Source organism: Micromonospora sp. CB01531 (assembly GCF_001905095.1).
Classification (GTDB): Bacteria; Actinomycetota; Actinomycetes; order Mycobacteriales; family Micromonosporaceae; genus Micromonospora.
On sequence record NZ_LWLS01000056.1, the window covers coordinates 108,205 to 134,749 of the forward strand.

The following is a 26,545-nucleotide window of genomic DNA, read 5'->3' on the forward strand; positions in this document are numbered from 1 at the left end:
ATGACGCCCGACGATCGTTGCACAAGCGCCGAGGCCGCGGCCATCGCGTCAAGGCGGCAGCAGATCGCGGGCAAGCTTTCGGCAGCCCTCCGGGCAAGCCTGGCCCCTGTGGACACAGCCGGTCGCCCGCTGGTCGCCCCAGAGGGCGCCTCCGTCGCGAGGATCCGACCATTCACCGCAATGACATTGCGATGCGTAAATGTCCGCTGCTAGTCATGGGGCACGTCGTTCCGGCGGCGCGAACTACGACCTTGCTGGAGGTACGAGTCATGCCCCGTCCACACCTCTCCCCCGGGCTCCGCGATGCGGCGCCACGACTGCGCGGCGTCGCCCTCGCTGCGGCCGGCCTACTGCTGCTGTCCTCGATCGCGGTGGTGTCCGGGCCGGCGGCCGCCGCCAGTCCAACGCACGCTGTCGACCGGGCGGTCGACGACACGGCCTGCGCCGCGAACGTCGACGGCACGGCCGATTTCACCCCGGTCCTCTCGATCGACCTGCCGACCCGGGCGAGTTGGCTCAACCAGACCCCGCCGTACACCTTCGACCGCACCGACACGGTGGCCGCCGGCTTCGACCGGGTCGGCTACTGCCTCGAGCTGGACGGCCCGGCGGGCCCGCAGTGGGCCTGGACGGCCATGGAGCCCTTCACCGCGGACGCGCACCGCCTCGGCCTGCCGACCCGCACCGGGGAGATCACCCGCCAGCGGGTGAACGACCTGGACGTGGCCTCCAACGTTCCCGGCGTCACCACGGGCGCCGGCCTGGCCGGCTATCTGGAGATGTGGCCCAACACCTACAGCACGGGCTCGTCCCGGCAGATCTCCGGTGCCTCGTCCACCAGCTACGACGCCGACGACACCGTCAACGCCTCCGGCGGGTACGGGTCGTTCCAGGTGCACCAGGTCGGCGCCCGCCGCCCCGCGCTGGATGCGCCGCGCACCGTACTGGCGGTCAACACCTTCACGTCCACCGGCGCGGCGCTCTCGCTCGGCATCGGCTCCGCGCCAACCGGTCACCCGGACTGGACGTTCGCCGGGAACGCCGGCACGTTCACCCAACGGCGGCTGACCGTCTACGCCCGTTCCTCCGTGCTGACCCTGGATCAGCACCCGCAGGACCGCCAGTTGTATTCCCGGGACGCCACGAACGGCGCCACCGTGCCGGTGTCCGGAGCAGTCACCGACCCTCGGGTCAAGGCGGTTCAGCTCACAATCACCAGCGGCGACGACGAGTGGACCTACACGGCCCCGGTCACCGACCGGCGCGAGTTCTCGTTCCGCCCCCGCATCGACGCCACCTTGCGCGACTACCGGTTCGCGCTGCGCGCGCTGGGCGCCCAGGTAACCCGCCGGGTGGCCGTATGGGAGGGCATCCTGGCCGGCGACGTCTACGTCATCCAGGGCCAGTCCAACGCCGTGGCGGCGACCTACCAGGGCTCCTCCGCCGGCGAGGAGTCGCCGTTCATCCGCAGCTACGGATCTCCCACGGCCGATCCTGTCCTGTCGGCGGCGGACCGCCGCTGGAACTACGCCGGCAGCGAGGTCACCAACCAGCCCGGCTCGATCGGGCAGTGGGGCATCCGCATGGCCCGGCGCATCGTGGACACTTATCAGGTCCCGGTGGCCATCCTCAACGGCGCCCACGGCGGCCAGCCGATCTCGTTCTTCCAGCGCAATGACGCGGACCCGGACGACATCCGCACCAACTACGGCCGGCTGCGGCAACGCCTGGTGGGCGCCGGGGTGCTGGGCGACGTCCGCGGGCTGCTCTGGTATCAGGGCGAATCCGACAACGACCAAGCGGCCGTACACGTCACCGGCTTCACCGCGCTGCTCGACGACTGGCGAGCTGAGCTGGGAGCCGACATCGCCGAGGGGACCCGGTACTTCGTCTATCAGGTGCGCACCTCGCCATGCGGCAACAGCACCACCGGCGCACTGCGGGAGGCGCAGCGGCAGATGGGCGACACGCTCGGCGTGACCTTGCTGTCGACTAACGGCCTCTCGGGCCACGACGGCTGCCACTACGCCTGGGAGCAGGGCTACCGGGAGATGGGCGACCACACGTTCGCGGTGGTGGCGCGCGACCTCTACCACGGACCTGCTCAGGGGATCGCCCCGCCGAACCCGAGCACCGCGGCGTTCTCGAACCCCGGGCGCACGGAGATCACCATCCAGTTGCGCAGCGACGACCCGCTGACGGTCGAGCCGGGTGCGGCGGCGGACTTCCGGGTCAACGGGACCGCGGTCACCGTGACCGATGTCGAGTACGTCACCGGCGGCCAACTGAAGCTGACCCTCTCCGCGCCCGCCGACGGCGCGACGGGCGTGAGCTACCTCAGCCATCTGCGGGCCGGACCCTGGATCGTCAACGCGACCGGCAGCGGTCTGCTGACCTTCCAGAACCTGCCGATCACCTGACCGGCCCACAGGCAGGCGGGACGTGGTGGCCGGCGACCGCGTCCCGCCTGCCTACCACGATGGAACCGTGGGCGCCGGCCGAGCTGACCTCCCCGGCGCGTGCCGCTACAGCTGTCCGGGGTTCGCGGCTTCCAGATCGTCGAGGCGGCCGGCCATGATCGTGCGGAGGTGCTTGGTGATGTGCTCGATCGGCCAGTCCCACCAGGCCAGGGCCAGGAGGCGGGCGACGTCATCCTCGGCATAGCGGCGACGGATGAGCCTGGCCGGGTTGCCGCCGACGATGCCGTAGTCGGGCACGTCCTCCACCACCACCGAACCAGCGGCGATGATCGCTCCGTTGCCGATCCGGACGCCGGGCATCATCGTGGCGCGGTAGCCGAACCACACATCGTTGCCCACCACGGTGTCACCCCGTCCGGGAAGGCCGGTGATCAGGTCGAAGTGCTCGGCCCAGGAACCGCCCATGACGGGGAAAGGGAAGGTCGACGGACCGTCCATCCGGTGGTTGGCGCCGTTCATGATGAACCGTACGCCCGTGCCCAGCGCGCAGAACTTCCCGATGACCAGCTTCTCCGGCCCGTAGTGATACAGCACGTTGCGGGTCTCGAAGGCGGTCGGGTCCTCCGGGTCGTCGTAGTAGGAGAACTCTCCGACCTCGATCAGCGGAGACCTCACCCACGGCTTCAGCAGCACCACACGCGGCTGCTCGGGGATCGGATGCACAACGCTCGGATCGGGAAGGGTGTCAGCCACGGTTCGCTTCCTCATCGGCTACGGCCTCTTGCGGATCGGTCACAGGGGCTTGGCGAGCCGCGCGACGAGGCGTTTGAGCTCTTCGCCGTACCCGGCGAGAAACTCGGGAGAGTCGACGGGCAGACCGGTGAAGTCCTCGGCGAAGTGGGCCAGCAGAGTCGGCGCGAGCGCTGCCCCGAAGAGAGCCAGCTGCAGGTAGGCCGGATCGAGGTCCTGGGCGATCTCACCGGCGGCCTGACGTCGGCGCAGGTCGTCGACCATGGACCGGCGATACCGCTCCGCGCCCTCTTCGCGGTCGCCTTCCAGGGCCTGCCAGATCAGCAGCCGGACCCAGTGCCGCTGTGCCGTTCCGGCCTGGAGGAACGCGGCGACCACCTCGTCCAGCGGAGCGTCCGGGCGGTTCAGCTCACCGCTCAACGCACGCCAGCGTTCGATGAGGGCGCGATACAGCCCTTCCTTGCCGTCGAAGTAGTACGAGATCAACTGCTGGTTGACGCCGGCCCGGCGGGCGATGGCGCTGACCCGCGCGCCGGCGTAGCCGTGCTCACCGAACTCCACCAGCGCGGCGTCGAGAATCCGCTCCCGGGTGCGCTCGGCATCCCGTTTCCGCTCCAGACCGGACGGGGAACGACGAGGTCTCGACTCCTCAGGCATGCTCCTGATCCTATCAATCAAACAGGTGGTTGACAGAGTCATGCACAAGGGTGACTCTGGGAGACATGACGAGCTTTTCGGTGATGATCATCGGCGGCGGGATCGGCGGACTGGCCCTGGCCCACGGGCTGCGGCGGGAAGGCATCGAGGTCAACGTCTACGAGCGCACCCTCGAACGCACGGACTGGCTGCAGGGCTACCGGATCCACATCAACCCGGCCGGCGCGCACGCCCTGCACAACTGCCTTCCCCCGGACGCGTGGCTGTCGTTCCTGGCCACCGTCTCGACCGGGGACAGCGGCTTCGGCTTTCTCACCGACCAGTGCACGGAGCTGCTCGGGTTGACCGAGGCTGAGATCAACCCGTCCACCGACCCCACCAGCCGCCACTACGGCGTCAGCCGCATCCGGCTCCGCGAGATCCTGCTCGACCAGCTCGACGACGTCGTACACCGGGGCAGGAGCTTCCACCGCTATGAGCTCGACGGCGACCGGGTCACCGCCCACTTCGCCGACGGCACCACCGCGACCGCCGATCTCCTGATCGGCGCGGACGGCGCCAATTCCCGCGTACGCGGCCAGCTCCTCCCGCACGCGCAGCGCCTTGACACCGGCGTGCTCGCGGTGGCCGGCAAGTATCCGTTGACCCCCGAACGGGCGTCCGACCTGCCGCCCGCCCTGCGGACCCGGGCCAACATCGTCGTCCCCCGCGGCCGCGGCTCGCTCTTCACCGCCGTCTGGCAGCACGATCGCATCGATCGGGCGGCCGCCGGGCGTTCCGGCACGCCGCCGCACGACGACACCGACTACGCGTTCTGGGGTTTCGCCGACGCTACCGACCGGTTCCCGCCGGACGTGGAGCAGCAGGACGGCGCATCGCTGCAACAGGTCGTCACCGACCGGATCCGCGGCTGGTCGCCCGCGTTCCACCGGCTCATCGCCGAAAGCGACCCGGCCACCCTCCACGCGATCCGGGCGAAGAGCGCCACCCCGGTCACCCCCTGGCCGACCGGCCGCGTCACGCTGCTCGGCGACGCCATCCACAACATGACCCCGATGGCCGGCACCGGCGCGAACACCGCGCTGCGCGACGCCGACCTGCTCCGACGCACGCTGATCGCCGCCCACGCCGGCGAGGTCCCACTCCCGGCCGCGATCTCCGGGTACGAGCGCGAGATGCTGCGCTACGGCTTCGCTGCCGTGAAGCAGTCCCTGCGCAACGCCCAGAACGCCGCGAACTCGACCCCGCTCGGCCGGGCAGCCTTTCGCACGATCCTGCGTCTGACCGCGGCGATCCCCCCGATGCGCCGCCGCATGGCGGCCAGCCTGGGCCGCTGACCTCGTCGCGTTCCCACCAGCGGCGAATACCCGTGGTCGCATCGCAGCACGCGTCGCAATGTGGGCAGCCGACGGCCTCACCGCTCCATGTAATGCGGCCCGATGATGCATCGCCTGGTAGGAGTGGAGGGCCGCGGCGGACGCGTCTCTCCGCCCGGACGGCTCGTCGATCCCTTCCCCGACGAGTCGTCCGGGTCTCGGCGGCGACTTACGCGGAGGCAGCATGGCGTCCCGATCGCACAATCCACCACCGAAGTGGCCGGTGCTGAACTCCCCCTCGGTGCCCAGAAGAGCGCGGGAAGGAAGCCTCCCGCGCCGCCCATCCATCGAGCCGCGCCGCGCCGATCGGCGGTGGGCCTACCTGCTGGTCGGCGGGTTCGCCCTGCTTATCGGCTGCTTCGCCGTGCTGGTCGTCACGGTCGGCGGCACGCCTGCTCATACCGTGTCCACCACAGCGGTACATGGCGCCCCGCACAGATCGTCCGGCTGACCCGCCACCCCGGGCGGCCCCGTGATCTGCGGCCGGTGACCCAACTACTGATACAGCATTGGCTGTACTATCGGTGGCGTGGAGACGCTGACCCACGGGCAGGTGCTGGCGCGGTTCGGCCACGCCCTGTCCGATCCGACCCGGGCACGGCTGCTGCTGGCCCTGCGCGACGGCCCCGGCTACCCGGCCCAGCTCGCCGACCTGCTCGGCACGACCCGGCAGAATCTGTCCAACCATCTGGCCTGCCTGCGCGGCTGCGGCCTGGTCGTGGCCGCTCCCGAGGGCCGGCGTACCCGCTACGAGCTTGCCGACGTCCGGCTCGCCCACGCCCTCGACGACCTCCTTGGTCTGGTGCTCGCCGTGGATCCGGCCGCCTGCCCCGACGCCGACGCGAAGGGCTGCTGCTGATGACCCTGCCGATGATCCAGACCCCGGCCGGCCCCTCGCCGGCCCGGCGGGCGGTCCTGGCCCGCCGCGTGCGACTGCTCGTCGCCGCCACCATCACCTATAACGTGGTCGAGGCGGTCGTGGCGATCAGCGCCGGCACGATCGCCTCCTCGACCGCGCTGATCGGCTTCGGCCTCGACTCGGTCATCGAGGTCTCCTCCGCTGCGGCAGTGGCCTGGCAGTTCGCCGGCCGCGACCCCGAGGCCCGGGAGAAGACCACGCTGCGCATCATCGCGGTGTCGTTCTTGGCCCTCGCCGCGTACGTCACCGTCGAGTCGGTCCGCGCCCTGCTCGGCGGCGCCGACGCCGACCACTCCCCCGTCGGCCTCGTGCTGGCCGCGCTGTCCCTGGCCGTCATGCCCGGCCTGTCGTACGCCCAGCGCCGCGCCGGCCGGGAACTCGGCTCCCGCACCGCGGTCGCCGACTCCAAACAGACCCTGCTGTGCACCTACCTGTCCGCGGTCCTGCTCGTCGGACTCGCCCTCAACAGCCTGCTCGGCTGGTCCTGGGCCGACCCGGTCGCCGCACTCGTCATCGCCGCCGTCGCCGTCAAGGAAGGCCGCGAGGCCTGGCGCGGGGACACCTGCTGCGCCGTCCCGGGGGCGGCCGCGTTCGCCGCTGCCGCGCCTGCCGAGGATGGCGATGCCTGCGGCTGCCGGCCCGGCTGCTCCTGCTGCTCCGGCGGCGACCGGTGAGGCGGCCGATGCCGGCGGCGGTCCGTGCCGCCCTCGACGCCGAACTGGCCACGGCCCGCACCGCCGCCGACCCCGCGGTCGCGTGGCGGGCGGCGGAACGGGCGCACATCCTCTCCCAGCCCTGGCCCTGGCCGCACACGGTCGTGCACGCCGCCATGCTGCGCCGCGCGCTGCGCGAGCGCGACGTGGTCGAGGCGGTCGGTCAGGTCGTCCGGCTCGCCGTCGCCGGCCCAGGGTCCGCCACCGGCCGTTACCCGGAGGGCAACACGGGCCGCGCCCGGGTGCCGCTGACCCAGCCCATGCCGGTGCCCAACGACCTGGCCGCGCTGCTCGCCAGGTGAGCACGCGATCGAGGGCGACTCGGTTGATGTAGCGGCTGTTACACTCGCCGACGTGGCGAGCGATTCTCCTGGCTGGCTGGTCGCCGTGATCCGGCTACCGGCCGGCCCGTCCCGGCACCGGGTAGCGGTCTGGCGAGAGCTGCGCCGGGTCGGCGCCGTCCCGGTCAGCGGCGGCGTCTGGGCAGCACCGGCGGCTCCCGTGTTCGCGACTGGCCTGGACCGCGTCGCCGAGTTGGTCCGCCGGGCGGACGGCCGGATGCTCATGCTCGACGCCACCCCGCACGACGATGACAGCCGGAGCAGCCTGTTCGACGAGTTCAACACCGCGCGCGCCGACGAGTGGACCGAGTTCACCTCCGAGTGCGACAAGTACGAAGCCGAGATCGCCAAGGAGAGACGCATCGGCAAGCTCACCGTCGCCGAACTCGACGAGGAAGAGCAGAGCCTGGACCGGCTACGCCGCTGGTTCCGCGAACTCAAGGCCCGCGACATCTTCGGCGTCACCGAAGGCGTCCAGGCCGAAGACCGCCTCAAACGCTGCGCCGAGGCGCTCGACAGCTACGCCACCGCCGTCTACCAAGCCGTGCACGCCCCGCTCGGACAGGAATCCCCCCATGCGTGACTGGCTGCTCGCCCTGGCCACCGCGATCGCGCTGCTGCTCGCCTCGTGGGCGCTGCTGATCCTGCTGGCCCGCCGGCTTCCACCGGGCACCCTGCGCGACCTCGCCGCCTTCATCCCCGACTGCGTCACCACCGTCCGACGACTCCGCAAGGACCCGCGGGTTCCCCGCCGGGCGAAGATCGCCGTGCTGATCGCCGGGCTCTGGGTGGCCAGCCCCATCGACCTCATTCCCGAGTTCCTGCCCGTCATCGGCCCCCTCGACGACATCGTCGTCGTCGCCCTGGCCCTGCGCTACGCCGGCCGGCATGTCCCCCGCGACGTGCTCCTGGCCGCCTGGCCCGGCGAACCACGACTCATCGAACGACTTCTCGGCCAGCCGTCAGCCTGACCCGGACCAGTCCTTCACGACTCGCCACACGAGCCCGCGCTGCCGGCGGCCCAACACGCGAGCGAGGCCAGCCGGAGAAGTTGATGTGCCGGCATCGGGCCTCGGGGGTGACGGAACCGTCAGTGGGCTGCGTGGCGAGGATGGAGAGTCCGCCCGCACGGCCACTGCCCGCCGCCCCCAGCGCGTTCGGCCCCAGGGCTTGACGACCGACAGCACGGTCGAGATCCACAGCGCGACAGTGAAGCTGCCCAGGCAGGCCGTCAGTGCGATGCCGGTGGCACCGGGCTGGCCGGCCGGATCGATGGTACGAAGGGCGAGTTCGTCGGCCAGCGCGCTCTCGACGGTGCCGGCAACCAGCGGGATGCTCACCGCGATGGCGAACTTGGTCAACACCCACCGGTACCGGACGAGCCCCCACTTAGTGCCGAGCGACACGACCAGGCCCGTGATGATCGACAGCGCCATCGACGGAATCGCGACGGCCAGCTCGATCACATGCAACACCTCGTACGCGCCGTGTCGCATGGCGTGGGAGTCCGCGGCCCAACCGATGACGGCCAGGGCGGTCATCGTCAGCGCGACGCCGAGCCACCCCACACTGAACCCCACGTGCAGGGTCAACCAGACCCGGCGGGCCCGCGGCGACAGCAGCGGGAAGCGCGGCCTGCATCGGGCGAGGATCACTAGCGAGAGCAGGATGCCGACAAGCGCGACCGACTCGGCGATGCTGAAGACGAACTGCAGCGGCGCCAGCGCCAGGTGCAGCCCGATCGCCAGCCGACGGCCCAGGCGGTGCCACCGCAGCGCGGCGACGACGGAGAGGATCGCCCCGACGCCATATCCGACGAGCGCCATCAGTCGGAAGACGCTCATGTCCGAGCCGTGGAGGAGCAATCCGATGTTCAGGGTGGCGAAGGCGACGAAGGCCCATTGCAGCGGGCGGGCGAGATCGCGGTATCTGGGTTCCATGCCCCCGACGCTAGGTTTTGGCTGATCAGGTCGGCATCGCGCGATGTGCCCGGAGTCGCGCACCCATGGTCGACGGCCTCCCCAGCGGGGACACACCTTTCGACTACATCGATCGGCGGAAGCCCGAATCGGCTGTCCTGGATAGACTCAGGCGATGGTCATCCGCCGGGCCCCATGGCTGCGTCCGGGCCGGGCGGTGGACGGCGTGCTCGCCACGGCGTGTGTCCTACCAGGGGTGTGGCAAGACCTGCAGTCCGGCCTGTTCAACGGCTCCCCGATCGTCAATCGCCCGGCACCGCTGGGGATCACGGTGGCGTTGGGGTTGGCCACCGGCGTAGCCGTGTTCGACCGCCGGAGCCGACCGCTACTGCTGTACGCCGGTGCCGTGGCGTGCTGGCTCGTCGCGGGCGCCTGGCCGGCCGTGCCCGTGGCGCAATACGCGGTGGGGGCATACCTCCGATCGCTGCGGCTACGGGTGGTGCTCTCCGTCGTGATGGTGGCGGCGGTGTCGATGCCGATGTGGCTTGCGTACGGTGCCGACGCCAGCCTTCCGATCAGTCTGGCCATGTGCATCCTGCCGGCCCTGGCCGGCCTGTTCGTGGCCTCGCGGCGAGCGCAGGAGCAGCTGCTCGTCGACCAGGCGCGCGCCGAGGAGCGGTCGCGAGGGAGGCATGGGAGGTGGAGCGGTGATCCGCCTGCTGGTCGTCGACGACGAATGGCTGGTCCGGGCCGCGCTGCTGACCATCTTTTCGGCCTATGACGACATCGAGGTCGTCGGCGAGGCCGAGGACGGCGACCAGGCGGTCCGCGAGGCACGAATCCACCAGCCGGACGTGGTGTTGATGGACATCCGAATGCCGCGCGCCGACGGCCTCGCCGCCGCCGCGGCGCTCGCCCGCTTCCCGGACCCGCCGAAGGTCGTCGTGCTGACCACGTTCGAACTGGACGAGTACGTGGAGACGGCGCTGCGCCACGGCGCGGTGGGCTTTCTGCTCAAGGACGCCACCGCAGACCAGATGGCCGCAGCGATACGCAGCGCCGCCGCAGGCGAGGCGATGCTGTCGCCCCGGGTCACCCGCCGCCTGTTGCACCGTTTCGCGGAACCGAGCAGCCCACACCGGCGCGACGCGCTGCGCCGCATCGACGTCCTCACAGACCGGGAACGGGACGTTCTGGCCGCCGTCGGCGAAGGGTTGTCGAACGGTGACATCGGTAAGCGACTGCACCTCAGTGAGGCCACCGTAAAGAGCCACGTCAGCCGGGTGCTGGCCAAGCTGCAACTGACAAACCGGGTCCAGGCGGCGATCCTGGCGCACCACGCTGGCCTGGTGCGCTGACCGCACCCGACGCCGGCACGTTGCCGTCAGAAGGGCTCGACCCCGAAGCGGGTTGCCCTGGTGTAGACCGGCCCGCGCCCGGTCTCGTTTCCGTCGATGTCGAGGCCTCGCCACGTACCGACGCTGGTCAGCGTGTCACCGTTCACATGAGCCTCGTGCTTTGCCTGGACCTCCCCGTGGTATCGATGTGGCGGCCCGGTCAGATCCTCCGGCAGCACCTGCCACAGGGCGAACCTTACGGTACTCCGTCCGGCGGCCACCCAACGGCCGGTCGCGATGTGGACACCGTCGGCGAACGACAGGAAGAAGCCGCCCGGGAGGAAGGTGAACAGCCCCACTTCGACCTCGTGCGGCAGCGTCACCAGGCCGCGCCAGGTGCCGACGACCGGGTGGTGGCCCGGCGGGTGGACGGATGGCCGTTCGTCGGCGACAGCCGCGTCAGTGATGCCCAGCGCTCCGCCGATGGCCAGCGCCCCAACGCCGGCGGTCATGCCGGCCGTACGCCGGAGGAGGTGCCTTCGGTCAAAATCGTTACCAGTCATGGGAACGACGCTAGGCGGCATAGCGCAGTGGCACATCGCTCGCCGGGTGTCGCCGGATGCGACCAACGACGGCGCGTACGCCGGCCGCCTCCCCCGGTCGAATGAGCCGCCCGGCTGCCCTGGGGCACGGTCGACGTGAAACACAGGACGGGCAAGGCCGCGACTTGTGTGTCGAGGCAGCCAAACTTCAATTTTTCGATCGAGAGTGAACCGGGCGCACCCGGGACGCGTGCCTTCCGGTGGGGCCCGAGGTTCCGGCATGGGCTTCTCCGGCGACCTGTCGGTGAGGCGGTGGCCGACCTCGGGCCCGGCCGGGCGTCCAATGGTCGCGAAGCCTGGTCGTCACCAGCGGGTTCGTCCAGACGTAACGGCCCGCCCGCACCGCCGTTGGCCAAAGGGGGTCACTGCACCGAACGACACCATGCGGCGGCAGTCGGGCTTCGCGACCGGTCGACGTCGTCCGCGGAACAGTCTTCGCCACTCGGGCAAGAAGGGAACCTGGCATGCACGCACGACCTCGTCGCACCGTCGTCCCACGTCGCCAGACCATGGAAGCACCGAATGGATCACCTGACGGCGGCGTGCCACCGGCACGCGCCCGCCGCCAACCGCGAGCAATCATCGCCATGCTGGCCCTGGCCGCATCAGGACTGTCCATGACCGCGGTCGGTGCCCCAGCGAACGCCGAGCCGGGCGGACCGACGATGCTCGACCGGAAGCTGGCGGTGCGCACGGCCGCCACGGGGTTGGTCAGCCCCACCGGCCTTGCTTTCATCGGCAACGACGACATGTTCGTGCTCGAGAAGACGACCGGGCGGGTCCAGCGCGTCGTCAACGGAGCCGTCACCAGCACGCCACTGGACCTCGCCGTCAATTCCGGCTCCGAGCGAGGCCTGCTCGGGATCGCCCTGCACCCGGACTTCCCGGCGAATTCTGGGGTATATCTGTACTGGACGGAGAGCACGACCGGCACGGACACCACCGTCCTCAGCGAAACCCCGCTGCTCGGCAATCGGATCGACCGGTTCGTGTGGAACGGCAGCACACTCACCTTCGACCGCAACCTGATCCGGATCCGCGCCCGTCAAGAGGACGCCGGCCAGCCCGCCCGCGCCAACCACAACGGCGGGGTGATCAGCTTCGGCCATGACGGGAAGCTGTATACCTTCACGGGCGACCTTGGTCGGCGTGGCCAGCTGCAAAACCTCACCTGCGGCCCGACCGCCGCCTGCCCGGGGCCGACCGTGCCCGACGACCAGTTCGGCGGGCCGGCACCGGACGACGCCCACCTCAGCGGCGTCGTCCTGCGCCTCAACGACGACGGCACGACGCCGACCGACAACCCCTTCTTCGGGCCCGGCGCGGCCATGGGCGGCGAGGTCGGCGCCACTGTGCAGAAGATCTTCTCGTACGGCCACCGCAACGGATTCGGCATGGCCGTCGATCCCGCCTCCGGAAGTGTGTGGATGCAGGAGAACGGCGACGACAGCTTCAGCGAGATCAACCGGCTCGAGCCGGGCATGAACGGCGGCTGGGTCCAGATCGCCGGGCCGGTGCAGCGGGTCGCCCAGTTCAAGGAGATCGAGACGACGTTCGGCGGGCGGAACCTCCAGCAACTACGCTGGCCGCCGAGCAACATCGCGGACAGCCCGCAGGAGGCGCTCGGCAGGCTGTTCATGCTTCCCGGGGCGCACTACAGCGATCCCGAGTTCAGCTGGAGGTGGGAGGTCGCCCCTGGCGGAATGGGCTTCCTCAACAGCCGGGCGCTCGGGCCGGAGTTCCAGGGTGACCTGTTCATGGGTGCCGCGACGGCCGCCCTCAACGGGGGCTACCTCTTCCACTTCAACCTGACCGGCAACCGTCAGAAGATCGCCGTCGACGATCCTCGGCTGGAAGACCGGGTGGCGGACAACCTCGCCAAGCACGAGATCACGGAAAGCGAAAGCCTCCTGATCGGCCGGGACTTCGGCGTCGTCACGGACATCGAGACCAGCCCGGACGGCAATCTGGCCGTCCTTTCGCTGACCAACGGCGCGGTCTACACGATCTACCGGCGCTGACGACCAGCAAATCCGACGGGGTGGCCCTCCTGTCCGACGTGCCGGACGGGCGGGTCACCCTCTCGTCGTGCCGAGGCCTTCGACCTGGGCAAGAACGCGATCAAGGAAGTCGGCGCGCGGAACGCGGTTCGCTCATGCCCGCAACCGTCCCACCGCGAGCTTGAGCAGGCCGGGCAGTGCGGCATCGCGGCCCCTGGCGGCTGGGAGCAGGGCCACCTGTACGGTGCTGCCGTCGACGCGGGCGGCCGCCGCCGGCCCGCGGGTGAACGCGGCGTCGCCGACGCCGGGCAGTGGTGTTCCCTGGCCCGCCGTCCGCCACGCCATCGAGCCGAGCACACCGTGCGCCGTGACCAGCATGAGGATCGGGCCCTCCGGAGCGGAGAACTCGATGATCCCGCCCGGTCCCATCATCGCCCTGGCGGTGACCGGCGACGGCCACTGCAGGGCGCTGGCGACCTCCTCGGCTTGCAGCAGCGAGCCGTTGCGGATCAAGGCCGGGGCTGCGCCGCCGCCCTGGCGGGGCCGGTCGAGCGCGGCGAGCACCAGGTTGTCGGTCGGTACCTCCGGCTGAGGACCGTGTCCACTTCCCCGCTCAACGACGCCTATCGCCGTGACGCGCCGGGACCACGGCCGGACGGTCAGCTGGATCGTGTCGCCGGTCGCGCAACTGTTCGCCAGCGCCAGCGGCAACCCCCACGCCACGGTGCGGTCGCTGGTGCCGTCATCGACTGCGAGGTAGTACAGGATCGGCTGTGGGCTGCTGTCGTCGCTGCTGGAGTTCTGCGTCCGCCACAGGTCGATCCAGAGGACCTGACCGGTGATCGTCTTCGGTGTGGCGAGGTCGATGATCGTACGCACGACGGTGTAGCAGCCGTTGACGACAAGCAGCGCACCGGTGACGGTGATCAGGGCCGAGGTGAGGCCGGCGAACGAGGCGAAGGCGCTGGCCGACACCGCGTCGATCTGCATCGCGATGTCCACGACGATGTGACCATAGCGGGCGATGGCGTAGCCGATGACGGCCAGCAGGACGCCGCGGAACAGCAGCCTCGGTACGGTCTCCCCGTACCGTCCGCTGCGCGGATACCGCACCCGTACCCGGTGCCAGGAGCCGCCGAACGTGGACCAGACCCGGGTGCGGTCGCCCATGCCCATGTCGATGACGGTGCTCGCCGTGCGGGTCGCCCCGAGCGCGGCGCCATAGGCGAGGTAGCGATCCCAGAGCCCAACGGCGGCCGGGGGCAGATCGGCGAACGCCTCGTGCCCGCGCAGCCATTCACGCACGCCCATCCATCGGCTCGCGGCCTGCCGTCCCGGGGCGGTGTCCCGCTCCCCGTTGTAGCGGCCGGCGAACGCCGCCAGCAACGCGAAGCTGATCACGTACGCCCCGATGGTCGCCCCGATGTCGTTGCCGCGCTTGTCCGGCGTACGGATGGCGAAATGACCGAAGCCGTAGGTGATCCCGGCCGCGGCGACAGCGGCCACGATCACCAGGAGGACGACGATCGCCGGACCGAAGCGGCGGCGCGACAGGCCGCGCGCCCGACTGTCGGCGACGACCTCCCTGCGCAGCGCCTTCCACCAGGACTTCGCCGCCTTCTCGTCGCGGAACGTCATCGCGGTCAGGGGCACCACGCCGTCCACGGCCAGCTTCACGACGCGCTCGTAGACCCGCTTCTCGTACGCGGTCAGCCCCGTCGGGACGGTGCCCGTCAGGTGGACCGTCGTGTGGTGCGGGTCGTTGTCGGGCTGGCGGAATTCGAGGTAGCCGCGGGCACCCAGATCCAGCAGCGTCGCCTCGGCGGCATCCTCGGTGACCTGCCAGCCGGTGCCGAGCAGGCTCGCCACGGCGGGCGGCTCCTCGGGCAGATCCGGCGAGGGCAGCGCGGCGTGGATGCCGCGCGGGCTGGTGATCGACAGCATCAACGCGTACGCGCCGAAGAAGAGCGCGAGGGACGCGCCGACGGCACCCAGCTCGAGGACGGCGGGGCTCATGGCTTAGAACCGCACCTGCACCGGGCCGCGCTCACCCTCGGCCGTCTCGAAGAACTCCCGCGCCCTGAACCCGGCGAGGCCGGCGATCAGCATGGTCGGGAAGGTCTGCCCGGCGTTGTTGTGCGTCTGGACGGCCGAGTTGTAGAACTGCCGCGCGTACGCGATCTTGTTCTCGGTCGTGGCGAGCTCGGCCTGCAGGGCGGCGAAGTTCTGGCTGGCTTTGAGGTCCGGGTACGCCTCCGCGACGGCGAAGAGCCGGCCGAGGCTCTGGGTGAGCGCGTTCTCCGCCTGGGCCCGCGCGGCCGGTTCGGCGCCCGCCGCCGCGACCACCCCGGTACGCGCCGCGGTCACCGCCGCGAGCGTGGCGCTCTCGTGCGCGGCATAGCCCTTGACGGTCTCCACCAGGTTCGGGATCAGGTCCGCACGCCGCTTGAGCTGCACATCGATCTGCGCCCACGAAGCGGCGACCTGATTGCGCAGTCGCACGAGGCGGTTGTAGGTCATGATCAGCCACGCGAGTACGCCGACGACCAGCAGGCACAACAGCCCGCCCATGATCGCAATGAGTCCGCCCGTCTCCGCCACGGGGACTCCCTTCCACGAAGGTCCATGGGACATCGCCGGGAGTGTGACATCCCCGCGCAACCGCGGCATCGAACGTTCGGTGTGATGGACGGCCGTCTTCCGGCCACAATGGCTCGCCTCAGCCGGTCCGGGCCGCCGCGGAGATGGCGGCGGCCCGGCTGGCCATCATGCGCTGAGCGCAGTCACGGCTACCGCAACCGGTACGCCTTGATGACGGTGTAGTCGACAGTCGCACCGTCCGCGTACGCCGCGCTGGCGCGCAGCGACACGTACCCCTGCTCCGGCTGATGAAGCAGAGCCAGGAAGCCATCCTTGCCGGTCTTCTGCAGGGACACCCGCTGCCAGGTCGCGCCCTCGTCGTACGACACCTCGACGTTGACCGTCTTCAGGTCGGAGGCGGCCGCACCCGGCTGGCGCTCGATGCTGAGCGGGACCGGGAACACGCGTCCGCCGCGCGCGCTGTTGTCGACGTCCAGCTCCGGCCGGAACGCGACCGAAGCGAGCGGCAGGGCGGTCGGCTGTTCGCCGGGCGTCTCGGCGGAGCGGAACGTCCACTTGCCGCTGATCGACGTGCTGTTGTCCATCGAACCGTTCGCGCCGCGGGTCACCGCGTATTCCAGCCGGTAGGTGCTTTCCGCCGCGGGAACGGAGCCGCTCGCGTCGTAGAAGTACGTGGGCATGTTGGCGAGCAGCTGATCATCCTTGTAGAGCGCCATCCGGCCGGTGTCCAGCCACGAGTACCCGGTGTGCCCGGCCTGGTCCCCGGACACCGGCACGTTGAGGGCCATGTAGTTGCCCTGCCGGGTGAAGTACACCCGGTCCCCGTTGAAGATGGGCGCGGACGGGCCCTTCTGCCAGTCCACCACATACCGCCGGCCCGGCTCGTACGTCAGGTCACCCGTCCAGAGCTGCGCCCCGTACGGCCCTTGCGGTTCCCATCTGTTCCGCCACATCACGCCGTCGGCCGAGTAGTAGATGGTGCGCTCGCCGGGGATGGTGAACGGGATGGGCGCGGAGATCGCGCTGCCGCCGTCCGCCGGGAAGCCCCAGTTGTGCATGTACCCGGTCCGGTCGACCGGGCCGACGGAGTGGAACCGGTTGACCACGGTGGCCAGCTCATCCTGCCGGACGGTGTGCCGGAAGTTGGTGAACAGGTCGCCGCGCCGGAACCAGACGAGGTCGTACTCGTAGGGCGAGTTGTTGAAGGTACCGTCGGCGTTCGGTTGCGCCCAGACCGTACGCACCTCGCCGGTGAGCGTGCCCGCGTCCGCCGGGACCGAGCCGCCCAGGTTCGCCGCGTAGAGCTTGGCGAAGCTGGTCCCGCTGATCCGGTTGTCCAGCACGTACCCGGACGGCAGCGTCCGGAAGAAGCCGAGGTGGGCGCTGCGGCTGGCGGCCCCCTCACGCGGCACGGTGACCGAGGCCGAGGTGCCCTTGCGGGCGTCCAGCACCAGTTCGGCGTCGCCGCCGGAGGTGACCGTGTAGACCGGCTGGGTCAGCAGCGTCGAGCTGGCACCGTCGGGCCCGTCCGTGATGACGGTCGCCTGTACGGCGTACCGGCCGACCCGAACCGAGGTCGTGACGGTGCCCGAGGCGTGGTAAGGCACCTTGTAGACGGCGAAGTCGATGCCCACGACGCTGAGCGAGTAGTCGCTGGCCGGCGCGCCGTTGCGGTCGATGAGTTTGACAGTGAGCTTGCGCGACTCGTGTTCCTTGGTGATGGCCACCGGCACCCGGGCGGACACCGTACCGTCCGGGGAACTGGCCACCACAGCGCCGCTGAACAGGCCGGTCGCGCTGTTGACCCGGGTGTTGGCGGTCAGCGTGGTCTCGGCGGTGCCGCCGGCCGGGATGGTCAGCTGGCTCGGGTTCACCGTGAACATGCCGGCCGGGGCCGCCGAGCCGTCCGGCACGGTCGCCGGTGCGGTCAGGTTCAGGGTCACCGCGGCCGGGCCGTCATTGCGGTAGCGCACGGTCCGCTGCACCGGGACGTCGTCGTCAGCTGGGTACGCCTGGGTGCCCAGTGCGAGACTGGTCGGGCTAGGCAGCACCGCCTGCTTGATGGCGCGGCCCACATCCACCCGGCCGGCGCCCTGCTGGAACGCATTCAGCGCGGGGTTCGGCTTGGCCGACGCGATCAGCTGCGCCTTCAGCGCGCCGGCGGTCCAACCCGGGTGCTGCTCTGCCAGCAGCGCGGCGGCTCCGGCCACGTGTGGGGTCGCCATCGAAGTGCCGTTCAGCTGGGTGTACCCGGGGGCGTACTCCGGATAGTCGCTGTCCTTGGACAGCGCCGCGACGATGCCGACGCCGGGCGCAGTGATCTCCGGCTTGATGGCACCGTCGGAGCGCGGTCCCCGGTTGGAGAAGGACGCCAGATTCTCCTGCTTGTCCACCGCACCGACGGCGAGCGCGGCATCGGCGGTGGCCGGCGAGGAGACGCCTCCGTCGCGGCCGTCGTTGCCCGCCGCGACGACGAACAAGGCCCCGGTCTGGGCGGTCAGCGTGTTCACCGCCGCCTTCAACGGGTCGTCACCCTCGTCCGGCCCGCCGAGACTCATGTTGATGACCTTCGCGCGTGGCGCCGCCCACTCCATGCCGGCGAGAATCGCCGACTCGGCGCAGTTCCTGGTCTCGCAGACTTTGCCGATCAGCAGCGAGGCGCCGGGCGCGACACCACGAAACTTGCCGTTGGAGCCCGCCCCGGTGCTCGCGATGGTGGCCGCCACGTGGGTACCGTGTCCGACCGGGTCGCTGGTGTCGGCGGCAGTGGTGAAGTTCTGCTTCTCCGCGATCCGGCCGACCAGGTCCGGGTGGGTGTCGTCGACCCCGGTGTCCAGGACAGCGACGGTGACCCCGGTTCCGTCGTACCCGGCCGACCATGCCTGCGGCGCGCCGATCTGCGGCACGCTCTGATCGAGGCTGACTTCGCGTTTGGCGTCCAGCCAGAGCTTGCCGATCCCCGAGCCCTTGTCGGTGACATCGGCCCAGAAGGTCGCGGCCCGCTGCTTGTTCACCCGTACCACCGAGCCGCGCACGCTGGGCAGCGTCCGCGTCACCCGGGATGCGCCGTCCGCGCGCAGCCGCGCCCGGCCGGCGGCCCCGGCGGTGTACGCGACGATGGTCGGCACCTCGCTCACCTGCGCGTCGTCGTAGCCCGCCGCGACCAGGCCGGTGATGTCGAACAGCCGGCGGTCCACCTGCCCGGCGGAGACCAGCCGCAGGGCATCGTTCGGCACAACGTACTGGTGGCCGTCCTGAGTGAACTGACTGAAGCCGATGTTCTCCCGCCCGGCACCCGGAGTCATCGCGACCCGCTTGTCGGCCAGGTACACGCGGTCGCCGGTCACCAGCGTAACCCAGTGCCCATTATTGGGATGGGTGGAAACGCCCACCGTCCAGTCGGATCTGCCGGATGTGCCGGATGGCACCGGCGCGGCGGCCGCCGGCAGCGCCGAGACGGCACTCGCAGCCAGCACCGCCGACATCAATGTTGCCAGCTTGTAGAACCGTCTCTCCCGCACCTGCGCCTCCTGCCGAACGCTGCTGATCAGGCTCGGGTTACTGTCCCGACCGCATGAACTACCGGGAAATCCCAGCCGGCCATAGCATCGGGTTATGGACCTGGAGATCCGTCATCTGCGCATGGTGACTGCGATCGCCGAGGCCGGCAGCATCAGCCGGGCCGCCGCCGCTCTCGGGTACACCCAACCGGCGCTCACCGCGCAGCTGCAACGGATCGAACGCGCCCTGGGCGGCCCGCTGTTCGACCGCGGTCGCCGCGGCACCCGGCCCACCACGCTCGGCAGCATCGTCCTGAACCACTCCACCGGTGTCCTGACCCTCTACGACGACCTGCTCCGCGACGTACGCCAGCGCGGGCCCGGCGACACCGACCTCGACGCGCTGCGACTCGGCTCGATACCCGGTCCGCTCACCGCCCTGCTGATGACCGCCGCCCGGGCGCTGTTCCCCCGTGCCGACACCTCCCTGCACGTGGCCGACACCGAGGAGGAACTCCTCGATCTGCTGACCGGCGGGCGCCTGGAATTCGGGCTGGGCCTGGACTATCCCGGGTACGAGCTCGCGTTGCCGCCGGAGCTCGACGACGCCGTACTCGCGGTGGAGCCCATCTTCGTCCTGCTCTCCGCGGGACACCCGTTGGCCGGGCAGCCAGAGGTGGCGCTCGCCGACCTCGCCACGGAGCAATGGCTCGCCGGCGAGGGCAAGGACGTGCGGATGCGCAGCCTGTTCCGGGCCGCCTGCCGGCGTGCCGGCTTCACCCCGCGTCGGGTGCAGCGGATGAACGCCGCCGTCATCTTCCCGCTCATCGGCCAGGGCCACGGGGTAGCGCTCACCCACGCGTTGACCCCGGCCCGCCCAGGCGTGCTGATCCGACCGCTGGCCGGCGATCCGATGTGGGCACGCTAACGACTCATCTGGCCCTCCCACGGGCCGCTCGCACCGCACGCGCACCCGCTACGGGACGCGCTCACCGAGGCGTACTGGGCGGAAGCGCGGAGATCCCCGGTTTACCGCGACTGGCTCGACCGCCGCACTCCGATGCCGGGCGAGCCTGCCGTCCGGGGCACGGCCGCGAGCGTAGCCCGATCGGCAGCCGGACAAGGCGGCTGAGGGGCGCCCACCACGCCGTAGATCGTGCCCGCGTAACGCCGCTTTGAGCTGGCTGGCGACCCCAGCCGTCCTCGCCGACGTGACCAGCCGGTCAATCCGCGCCGACAGCCGGAGGCGAGCGCCGACGTTGCCAGCGCGGTTGATGGTGACCAGCGATCCGTCCGCAAAGGCGAAACCCGGCGCCAACAATTTGCTGCACGCGATCGGCGAAGGTCACCTCGTCACGCTCGATATTCCGACCACGGCAACCGTCCCGCCGATCTAGCGAACATGCGCTCATTCCGCCCAGCACTCGGCGCGGTTCAGGTCGCGTCCGCTGCAACCTGTGCGCCGGCGAGGCTGGTGACCCGACGCGCGTGCCGCGTCGCAGCAGTCGAACCTCAGCTGAGGCCGCGGTGGGCGGCCCACAGCGCGCTGGCGCGGCTGGCAGCTTGATCGACCAGGGCCACCAGCTCGGGCCTGTTGGGCACGGGGAACGAAACGTACGTGCCGCGGCCGCCACCGGTCGGTCGGCCGTACGCCTTCGCCGCGAGGCGCCCGTCCGGGAGGAGCCGGACGTTGAGTGTGGTCAGCGTGAACTCCTCACCGCGGCGGGTGTCGGTCCAGCGGAGCACCTCCGGAATCGTGACGTTGATCGCCAGGGCGCTCACGTCGAGGGCGATATCGCTGCTCATGGACGGATCTTCGCATGCGAGGCGACGCGCGCTTACGTCGCCGACTGGTTGGCGTCGGCATGGCGCAAGGGATGGCGCGCTGGCCCAGCGGCCTGTCGGACCACCTCGAGCCCGCGTACCGCATGCAGCCACGGCGTTGGGCGTCAACCCTGACCGACGGGCCGTGCCGGCACGCGGATGGCTCAGTGAGACGGGTGTAACTCGATGATCGAGCGTGAACCGGCTGGCCGGACCGAGCTGACCTGGAGGCCGGCTGACCTGGCCAGCTCGCCCAACTGGTCGAGGGTGCGTTCCCGGCCGCGGACGTAGCAGAGCATGCGCAGGTCTCCCTCGGTGTCCGAGGCGTCGCCCTGGGCATCGCCGATGTGGTCGACGACGAATACCTTTGCCGTCTCGGCGGCTGCGTCGGCGCACCGTTGCAGGATGCGGGCGGCGTCCTCGTCATCCCAGTCGTGCAGGACACCCGAGAGCAGGTAGCCGCCCGCACCGGCGGGAAGGGCATCGAAGAAGCTGCCGACCTGGGTGCCGGCCCGGGGGCCCAGGCCGGCTGAGGTGATGGCTTGTTCGGCGCGGGCCACCGGGCCGGCCAGGTCGATCACCGTCCCGAGCAGGTCGGGATGGGCGCGAAGGATGGCGATCAGCAAGCTGGCGTTGCCGCCACCCACGTCGATGACGTGACCAAGTGTGCTCCACGGGTAGGCAGCAGCTACCGCGGGCGCGTCCGCCACCAGCCGGGCTCCCATCAGCGCGTCAAACGACTCTCCCAGCCGGGGGTCGGCCGACAGGTCGTCCCAGAACGAGCGGCCGAACTGACGCGGAAACGCGGGCTCGCCGGTACGCACGGTGTGGAGGAGCTCGACAAAGCACAGATCGGCGCGCCCGACGGCACCCTCCAGGTCGAGCCAGGGTCGCACGCCTTCTGGATCATCGTCACGGAGTTGCTCACCCAGTGCCGTCAGGCGGTAGGTGCCGGTCCCGGCACGAGACAGCACACCGGCGGTCACCAGATGGCGCAACAGCCGTCCCAGCGCGTCCCGGTCAACGTCCACCGCCGCGGCCAGCGCGTCGGTCGTCCGCGTGCCAGCGGCGATGTGGTCGGCCAACCGCAACGTCGCCGCCACGCGGATGGCCATCGGGGTGACCAGGTCAGCAGCTGCCCACAGTCCCCCGCCCCACCCGGTCGCCTCCTCCGCCATGGCGCCTCCTTGCTCGTCGGTTGCCTGGCTCGCCCAGTCGGACAACATCACCCTCCCGAAACGCTATCTCCGGCACCCGAGCTGGGTTACTCCGGAACCGCCGGCGCCGGCGGGACCTCGCCGCGTCGCCGCACAGGGCTGACCGCCCGCCGGCTCAGTGCCAGTCGCTGATCTGCACATCCCGCGGCGCCGGTGCACCCTCGCCGGTCTCCACCAGCGACTTCAGGCTCAGCAGGAACGAGCCCCATTTGGTGCTGCAGTGGTGCATGAACTCCACCGGCTCCTGCCAGCCCTGGTGCTTGAACAGCACGATCGTGTAGTCGCCGTCCTGGCGGAGGTCCCAGTCGATCGTGGTCCCGATCCACTCTTCGGGGCCGTCGACCACCCGCCAGGCCACCCGCTCCGACGGCCGTAGCTCGACGACCTCCATGTCGAAGCCACCGACCTGGAACCGGAACTCGAGGACGCCCCCGAGGTCGCCACTGCCTTTCGTGTCGTCGGTCCACCAGCCGGCGAGGCCCTCGACGGTCGTCAGCGCGTCGTACACCTTTTCCGGCGTCGGGGTCTTGACCCCGACCCGGTGCAGAATGTCCACCATCTCGACTCTCCTTACTCTCGTCAGTCTCGTTGTCAGTCCTGTCGGGTGCGCTGGATCGCCTCGGCGATCCGCTTGATCCGCTGCAGCCGGGCGTCCCACGCCGAGCCGACGGATGCGAGCTGGGCCACCGCGTGGGCGAGTTGGACGTCGTCCACCCGGTAGCGCTTCTCCCGGCCCGCCGGCGTCGCCCGGACCAGGCCGACCCGGTCGAGGATGCCGAGGTGCTTGGCCACCGCCTGACGGGTGACCGGCAGCTGCTGACTCAGTGTGGTCGCGGTGCCGTCGCCCTCGATGAGCAGCAGGTCGAGCATCCGGCGCCGGGTCGGGTCCCCGATCGCGGACCAGAGGTCGTCGTCGACCTTCTCCGCCACCGCGGCGCTCACGGCCGCACCCGCAGCGTCGCGACGTACGGCGCCAGCCGTGGCAGATAGAAGTCCCAGCCGGTGACGTGCTCCTGGTACTGCTGCTCGAGGACGGCGATCTCCCAGCCCATCTCGCGGAAGCCGGTCTCGGTCATCTTGAGCAGCGTCCCGCCGCCTGACGGGGTCAGCTCGAAGGTGACCAGCAGCGAGTTGCCCTCAGCCGCGACCTCGTCGGCAGGGTGCGTCCATCGGAACGAGAACGTCCGCGGCGGTCGCGCGTCGACGACGGTGAACGGCACCGCTGCCCCGCCGGCGGCGGGGTCGCCGAAGACGATCTCGCCCGTCGACCCGGGCGTCGGCTCGTACCGGGCGTCGTCCGGCCACCACTCCTTGAGGTGGTCGGGACTGCTCACCACCTCGAAGACGATCTCGGGCGACGCCTCGACGTAGATCTCGCGCTCGATCGTTCCGAACTCCATGACCCCTCCTGCAACGTTTGGTTGCACATCAGGTTAGCCGGGAGGTCATCATTTCGCAACCATCGGTTGCGCTTCTGACGGGAGGTGAAGGCTCCCCCGGTGGCAACCGGGGCTACATCGACCTACTGATCGGCTCTGCTCAGATCTGGGCTCACGAGTCGGTGCCGTCAAGGTCACCGACGAGCGAGTCCGGGGCACGCATGCGCCACGCGTCGGTGACGAGTTCCTTCAGGCGATCGACGCTCACCTGCGCCAGCCGCAACATGACCAGGGGCACCCCGTCATATGCGGGCGTGGTGAAGAAAACCCCGGGCTCGCCGAGGAGTAACGCCTGCTTCTCCGCCTCGTCGCCGACGTACAGCACCGCGATGTCGGTCCGGATGAGGCGCGACATACCAGGTCTGCGCTCTGGGTAGGACCAGACGAATCCCTTGCCGGCGACCCGGAAATCGAAACCTTCACTGTCGATCTCGACCACGTGCGGCAGCGCCAGCGCCAGCTGACGGACATCGTCGGCGTCAGCCATCAAGGTCGCTCCAGCAGACCGCCCTCCGCATTCGTACAGCTTAACCACCCGACGGCTCCGCCTCGCCTGCGAGACGACCCGCTGGTGGCGACAGCGGCACCTGCCACTGTGGTCCTACCAGGCCAGGCGGCCGGGCGGGCCTGGCGACGGTCAGTCCTCGGCGAGGTCGGTGCAGTGTGCGATCGTCGCGTCGTCCGGCACCACCGCGTGGCGCGCCTCCGCCTGCCGCACACGATGGATGATCTCGGCGGGTCCGCCCGATGCCAGGACGGCCATGACCCCTGGCCAGTCGGTGAGCCCGAACCGGTCCACGATGCGGCTGGCCCCATTGCTGAGCAGGACGGCACCGGCCAGCTCGGAGATCGGACAACTTCCGGTGATCGCCTCGTCCACCGCCCGCGGGTCGTCCTTGGCCACCCAGAAACCACCCGGCCGGTTCCGGTTGGCGCGCAGGTCGCGGAGGAGCCGGTGGTACTCCTCGCTACCCTCGGCGACGGCCGCGAGCGCGGACTGGTACGACCGGCTGATGACCACCTCCCGGGGATCGGAGACGACGAGCGGTGCACCGTCTGCTCGGTCGAGCACGAGGACCGAGTCACCGAGCACCAGGTGCTCGATGAGGCCCTCGGACCGGCGCAGGATGGCTACGGTCGCCGACGGACTGATGGGATCGGCGACGTCGCAGGTGTGCCGGTGATCATCCGTCACCTGCTCGATGGCCTCGGCGAGCAGCGCCGAAAGGTTGCGGTCCGGCACAAGCGACAAGAGGCTGAGGAGAATGCCGCCCAGTCGGCTGGCGTACCAGGCCACGCCGTGCCGGCAGACCGATTCGCTGCCGGAGAAGCCACCGGCCCCGTCGATCAACACAACTGCCGTCGGTACGGCGCCGACGAAGTCCTCGTTTGCCTGGCCGGTCCCTGCCGCGGCGCTCGTCATCGTCACCCGCATGCCGTGCCGCAGCCCTCCCGCCGATCGAGGCGTCGACTTTAACAACCGCCGATGCGCTTGGGCGTACACCTCTGCCGCAGCGTGCGTCGCTGAACCGGGTGGGCCCCGCTCACCCCCCATTGGCCTCGTCACCGCCGGCGTCAGTGTCAGCGCCGTGGTCGACGACGCGTGGCGTCGCTTCGGCACCTGACCCCACGCTGGGCGAATCTCCTCTTCGAGCCGTGCGGCACGAAATTTCCTTGGGGGATGTCGAACTGGCGTCGCCAGGATCGACCCGTGGGTGAAGGACAGGCCCGGTTACGGGCAGGCTGGCGAAGACCAAGGAGCGGATCGATGACGAAGGTTACGACCGGGGCGACCATGTCGTTGGACGGCTACATCGCCGACGCGTCGCACGGTGGGTTCGAGTACCTCTTCCAGTGGTACAACAACGGCGACGTCGAGACGCCGACGGCCACACCCGGCATGACGATGCGCACCTCGGCGGCGAGCGCGAAGCACCTGCGCGACCTGACCGAGAGGACGGGTGCGCTGGTGGTCGGGCGGCGGCTGTTCGACATGACCCACGGCTGGGGCGGGCGGCACCCGATGGACGTACCCGTGGTCGTCGTCACGCACACCGTCCCCGACGGGTGGGAGCGGGAGAGCGACTCGTTCGTGTTCGTCACCGACGGCATCGAGCACGCGATCGACAAGGCCAAGGCCATCGCCGGCAGCAAGGAGGTCGGCGTCAACGGCGGCACCATCGCGGCGCAGGTCCTCGAGGCCGGCCTGCTCGACGAGGTCCATGTCGACCTCGTCCCGGTCCTGCTCGGCGACGGCATCCCCTTCTTCGCCGGCCTGAAAGATCACCCCCGTCCAGCTGGATGGGCCCACGCGTGTCGTCGGGGGCAACGGCGTCACCCACCTCGCCTACCGCGTACGCCAGGCAGCCTGACCCTCCGGCTGCGATCAGTGCCGGTGCTCCAGGGTGACGGCGACCTGGGGCACTGGCATTCACATCATTCGCGTCGGCGGATCGCACCGGCCAGCGGCCGGCAGATCGCACGGCAGTGGTCGCATGCGACAACGGACCCCGCAGCTGCCCACCACAGCAGATACGCCAGACTCGCCGGGTGGACTGGCCCGCACACCCACTGCCGACATACCACTTCGCCAGCGACGCCGACGGCGTGCGTCACCTGATCATCGATGACAGCGACGCCGACTGCACCGGCTGGCAGGTCGAAGTACGACAGCGAAAGCAAGTAGCCCACCGCCCGTTCCAGAGATCGGTCGTGTTCGGCACCGGCTCCCAGGTCAACCTCCGCGGTCACGGACCGGCCCGACAGGCGTGGACGGCCGCCATCGGCTGGGCCGCCAACTCCGCACACATCCTCCTCCCCGACGGCTCCCGACACCCCGTCCAAGGATTCGCCCTCTGAGCGCAGGCCGCTGGGCGTTCACACCGTCCCTGATCCGGCTGGCCGTGGTCTCGCCCCGCCCGTCATTCCGC

The 26,545-nt window shown here is 70.3% G+C and carries 28 protein-coding genes; 14 read left to right on the forward strand and 14 right to left on the reverse strand.

What is annotated here, in order from left to right; translation table 11 throughout:
• Positions 1-269 precede the first annotated feature (269 nt).
• The gene (locus A6A27_RS08675) at positions 270-2,420 is read left to right on the forward strand and encodes a sialate O-acetylesterase (protein ID WP_073834022.1); all 2,151 of its coding nucleotides are present in this window, start codon (positions 270-272) and stop codon (positions 2,418-2,420) included.
• 105 nt (positions 2,421-2,525) lie between these two features.
• On the opposite strand, the gene A6A27_RS08680 is transcribed toward A6A27_RS08675, so the two are convergent.
• Both A6A27_RS08680 and A6A27_RS08685 read right to left on the reverse strand, forming a co-directional pair.
• Positions 2,526-3,173: a CatB-related O-acetyltransferase gene (locus A6A27_RS08680; protein ID WP_443189956.1), complete on the reverse strand. Its 648-nt coding sequence runs from the start codon at positions 3,171-3,173 to the stop codon at positions 2,526-2,528.
• A gap of 39 nt (positions 3,174-3,212) precedes the next feature.
• Entirely contained in the window at positions 3,213-3,827 is a 615-nt protein-coding gene (locus A6A27_RS08685; RefSeq protein ID WP_073834024.1) for a TetR/AcrR family transcriptional regulator, read from the reverse strand.
• Positions 3,828-3,892: 65 nt separating this feature from the next.
• Between A6A27_RS08685 and A6A27_RS08690 the strand changes: the two genes are divergently transcribed.
• The 7 genes from A6A27_RS08690 (at position 3,893) to A6A27_RS08715 (ending at position 8,147) form a co-directional block, all read left to right on the forward strand.
• Positions 3,893-5,164 (forward strand): FAD-dependent oxidoreductase, encoded by a 1,272-nt coding sequence (locus A6A27_RS08690; protein WP_073834025.1) that lies wholly within the window; start codon positions 3,893-3,895, stop codon positions 5,162-5,164.
• A 223-nt stretch (positions 5,165-5,387) separates the two neighbouring features.
• Positions 5,388-5,654, forward strand: a complete 267-nt coding sequence (locus A6A27_RS43045; RefSeq protein WP_143193941.1) for a hypothetical protein — start codon at positions 5,388-5,390, stop codon at positions 5,652-5,654.
• Between the two features lie 78 nt (positions 5,655-5,732).
• The gene (locus A6A27_RS08695) at positions 5,733-6,062 is read left to right on the forward strand and encodes an ArsR/SmtB family transcription factor (protein WP_198940243.1); all 330 of its coding nucleotides are present in this window, start codon (positions 5,733-5,735) and stop codon (positions 6,060-6,062) included.
• Positions 6,062-6,796 carry a cation transporter gene (locus A6A27_RS08700; RefSeq protein WP_073834027.1) on the forward strand — a complete coding sequence of 245 codons (735 nt, stop codon included), beginning with the start codon at positions 6,062-6,064 and terminating at the stop codon, positions 6,794-6,796. Before A6A27_RS08695 ends, A6A27_RS08700 begins: the two co-directional genes overlap by 1 nt.
• Before the next feature lie 8 nt (positions 6,797-6,804).
• A complete protein-coding gene (locus A6A27_RS08705) occupies positions 6,805-7,137 on the forward strand; it encodes a DUF3703 domain-containing protein (protein ID WP_073834028.1) in 333 nt (110 codons plus the stop codon).
• 52 nt (positions 7,138-7,189) lie between these two features.
• A complete protein-coding gene (locus tag A6A27_RS08710) occupies positions 7,190-7,759 on the forward strand; it encodes a Chromate resistance protein ChrB (RefSeq protein WP_241825163.1) in 570 nt (189 codons plus the stop codon).
• On the forward strand, positions 7,752-8,147 hold the full coding sequence (locus tag A6A27_RS08715) for a YkvA family protein (protein ID WP_073834029.1): 396 nt from the start codon (positions 7,752-7,754) through the stop codon (positions 8,145-8,147). The genes A6A27_RS08710 and A6A27_RS08715 overlap by 8 nt, the downstream gene beginning before the upstream one ends.
• Here the strand turns inward: A6A27_RS08715 and A6A27_RS08720 are convergent.
• The gene (locus A6A27_RS08720; protein WP_143193942.1) at positions 8,139-9,179 is read right to left on the reverse strand and encodes a hypothetical protein; all 1,041 of its coding nucleotides are present in this window, start codon (positions 9,177-9,179) and stop codon (positions 8,139-8,141) included. The two genes, A6A27_RS08715 and A6A27_RS08720, sit on opposite strands and share 9 nt — an antisense overlap.
• A 91-nt stretch (positions 9,180-9,270) precedes the next feature.
• Between A6A27_RS08720 and A6A27_RS08725 the strand changes: the two genes are divergently transcribed.
• Together A6A27_RS08725 and A6A27_RS08730 are read left to right on the forward strand one after the other, a co-directional pair.
• A complete protein-coding gene (locus A6A27_RS08725) occupies positions 9,271-9,876 on the forward strand; it encodes a hypothetical protein (protein WP_073834031.1) in 606 nt (201 codons plus the stop codon).
• The gene (locus A6A27_RS08730) at positions 9,803-10,453 is read left to right on the forward strand and encodes a response regulator (protein WP_073834032.1); all 651 of its coding nucleotides are present in this window, start codon (positions 9,803-9,805) and stop codon (positions 10,451-10,453) included. Before A6A27_RS08725 ends, A6A27_RS08730 begins: the two co-directional genes overlap by 74 nt.
• A 26-nt stretch (positions 10,454-10,479) precedes the next feature.
• Here A6A27_RS08730 and A6A27_RS08735 read toward each other — a convergent pair whose 3' ends face one another.
• Positions 10,480-10,995, reverse strand: coding sequence for a hypothetical protein (locus tag A6A27_RS08735; RefSeq protein ID WP_143193943.1), 516 nt, complete (start codon positions 10,993-10,995; stop codon positions 10,480-10,482).
• A 656-nt stretch (positions 10,996-11,651) separates the two neighbouring features.
• Between A6A27_RS08735 and A6A27_RS08740 the strand changes: the two genes are divergently transcribed.
• The gene (locus tag A6A27_RS08740; protein WP_073834034.1) at positions 11,652-13,055 is read left to right on the forward strand and encodes a PQQ-dependent sugar dehydrogenase; all 1,404 of its coding nucleotides are present in this window, start codon (positions 11,652-11,654) and stop codon (positions 13,053-13,055) included.
• Between the two features lie 132 nt (positions 13,056-13,187).
• Here the strand turns inward: A6A27_RS08740 and A6A27_RS08745 are convergent, their stop codons facing one another.
• The 3 genes from A6A27_RS08745 to A6A27_RS08755 all read right to left on the reverse strand — a co-directional run bounded on the left by A6A27_RS08745 (position 13,188) and on the right by A6A27_RS08755 (position 19,156).
• Positions 13,188-15,050, reverse strand: coding sequence for a DUF2207 family protein (locus tag A6A27_RS08745; RefSeq protein WP_073834035.1), 1,863 nt, complete (start codon positions 15,048-15,050; stop codon positions 13,188-13,190).
• A 3-nt stretch (positions 15,051-15,053) separates the two neighbouring features.
• Positions 15,054-15,635, reverse strand: coding sequence for a LemA family protein (locus A6A27_RS08750; RefSeq protein WP_241825164.1), 582 nt, complete (start codon positions 15,633-15,635; stop codon positions 15,054-15,056).
• A 188-nt stretch (positions 15,636-15,823) separates the two neighbouring features.
• Complete coding sequence (locus A6A27_RS08755) at positions 15,824-19,156, reverse strand: S8 family serine peptidase (RefSeq protein WP_143193944.1); 3,333 nt, start codon at positions 19,154-19,156, stop codon at positions 15,824-15,826.
• Positions 19,157-19,250: 94 nt separating this feature from the next.
• Here A6A27_RS08755 and A6A27_RS08760 point away from each other — a divergent pair, with 94 nt between their 5' ends.
• Both A6A27_RS08760 and A6A27_RS43050 read left to right on the forward strand, forming a co-directional pair.
• Positions 19,251-20,063: a LysR family transcriptional regulator gene (locus A6A27_RS08760; RefSeq protein WP_073834038.1), complete on the forward strand. Its 813-nt coding sequence runs from the start codon at positions 19,251-19,253 to the stop codon at positions 20,061-20,063.
• A 283-nt stretch (positions 20,064-20,346) separates the two neighbouring features.
• Positions 20,347-20,532 (forward strand): hypothetical protein, encoded by a 186-nt coding sequence (locus A6A27_RS43050; protein ID WP_143193945.1) that lies wholly within the window; start codon positions 20,347-20,349, stop codon positions 20,530-20,532.
• Between the two features lie 115 nt (positions 20,533-20,647).
• Here A6A27_RS43050 and A6A27_RS08765 read toward each other — a convergent pair whose 3' ends face one another.
• From A6A27_RS08765 to A6A27_RS08795, 7 genes are all read right to left on the reverse strand, one after another.
• A complete protein-coding gene (locus tag A6A27_RS08765; protein WP_073834039.1) occupies positions 20,648-20,941 on the reverse strand; it encodes a hypothetical protein in 294 nt (97 codons plus the stop codon).
• 182 nt (positions 20,942-21,123) lie between these two features.
• Entirely contained in the window at positions 21,124-22,137 is a 1,014-nt protein-coding gene (locus A6A27_RS08770; RefSeq protein WP_073834040.1) for a methyltransferase, read from the reverse strand.
• A gap of 154 nt (positions 22,138-22,291) precedes the next feature.
• A complete protein-coding gene (locus A6A27_RS08775; RefSeq protein WP_073834041.1) occupies positions 22,292-22,735 on the reverse strand; it encodes an SRPBCC family protein in 444 nt (147 codons plus the stop codon).
• A gap of 32 nt (positions 22,736-22,767) precedes the next feature.
• Positions 22,768-23,118: an ArsR/SmtB family transcription factor gene (locus A6A27_RS08780; protein WP_073834042.1), complete on the reverse strand. Its 351-nt coding sequence runs from the start codon at positions 23,116-23,118 to the stop codon at positions 22,768-22,770.
• Positions 23,115-23,576 carry an SRPBCC family protein gene (locus A6A27_RS08785; RefSeq protein ID WP_073834043.1) on the reverse strand — a complete coding sequence of 154 codons (462 nt, stop codon included), beginning with the start codon at positions 23,574-23,576 and terminating at the stop codon, positions 23,115-23,117. The genes A6A27_RS08780 and A6A27_RS08785 overlap by 4 nt, the downstream gene beginning before the upstream one ends.
• Positions 23,577-23,727: 151 nt before the next feature.
• Complete coding sequence (locus A6A27_RS08790) at positions 23,728-24,102, reverse strand: MmcQ/YjbR family DNA-binding protein (RefSeq protein ID WP_073834044.1); 375 nt, start codon at positions 24,100-24,102, stop codon at positions 23,728-23,730.
• 150 nt (positions 24,103-24,252) lie between these two features.
• The gene (locus A6A27_RS08795) at positions 24,253-25,050 is read right to left on the reverse strand and encodes a protein phosphatase 2C domain-containing protein (protein WP_143193946.1); all 798 of its coding nucleotides are present in this window, start codon (positions 25,048-25,050) and stop codon (positions 24,253-24,255) included.
• Between the two features lie 333 nt (positions 25,051-25,383).
• Here A6A27_RS08795 and A6A27_RS08800 point away from each other — a divergent pair, with 333 nt between their 5' ends.
• Positions 25,384-26,235 (forward strand): dihydrofolate reductase family protein, encoded by an 852-nt coding sequence (locus A6A27_RS08800; RefSeq protein WP_241825165.1) that lies wholly within the window; start codon positions 25,384-25,386, stop codon positions 26,233-26,235.
• Positions 26,236-26,545 lie beyond the last annotated feature (310 nt).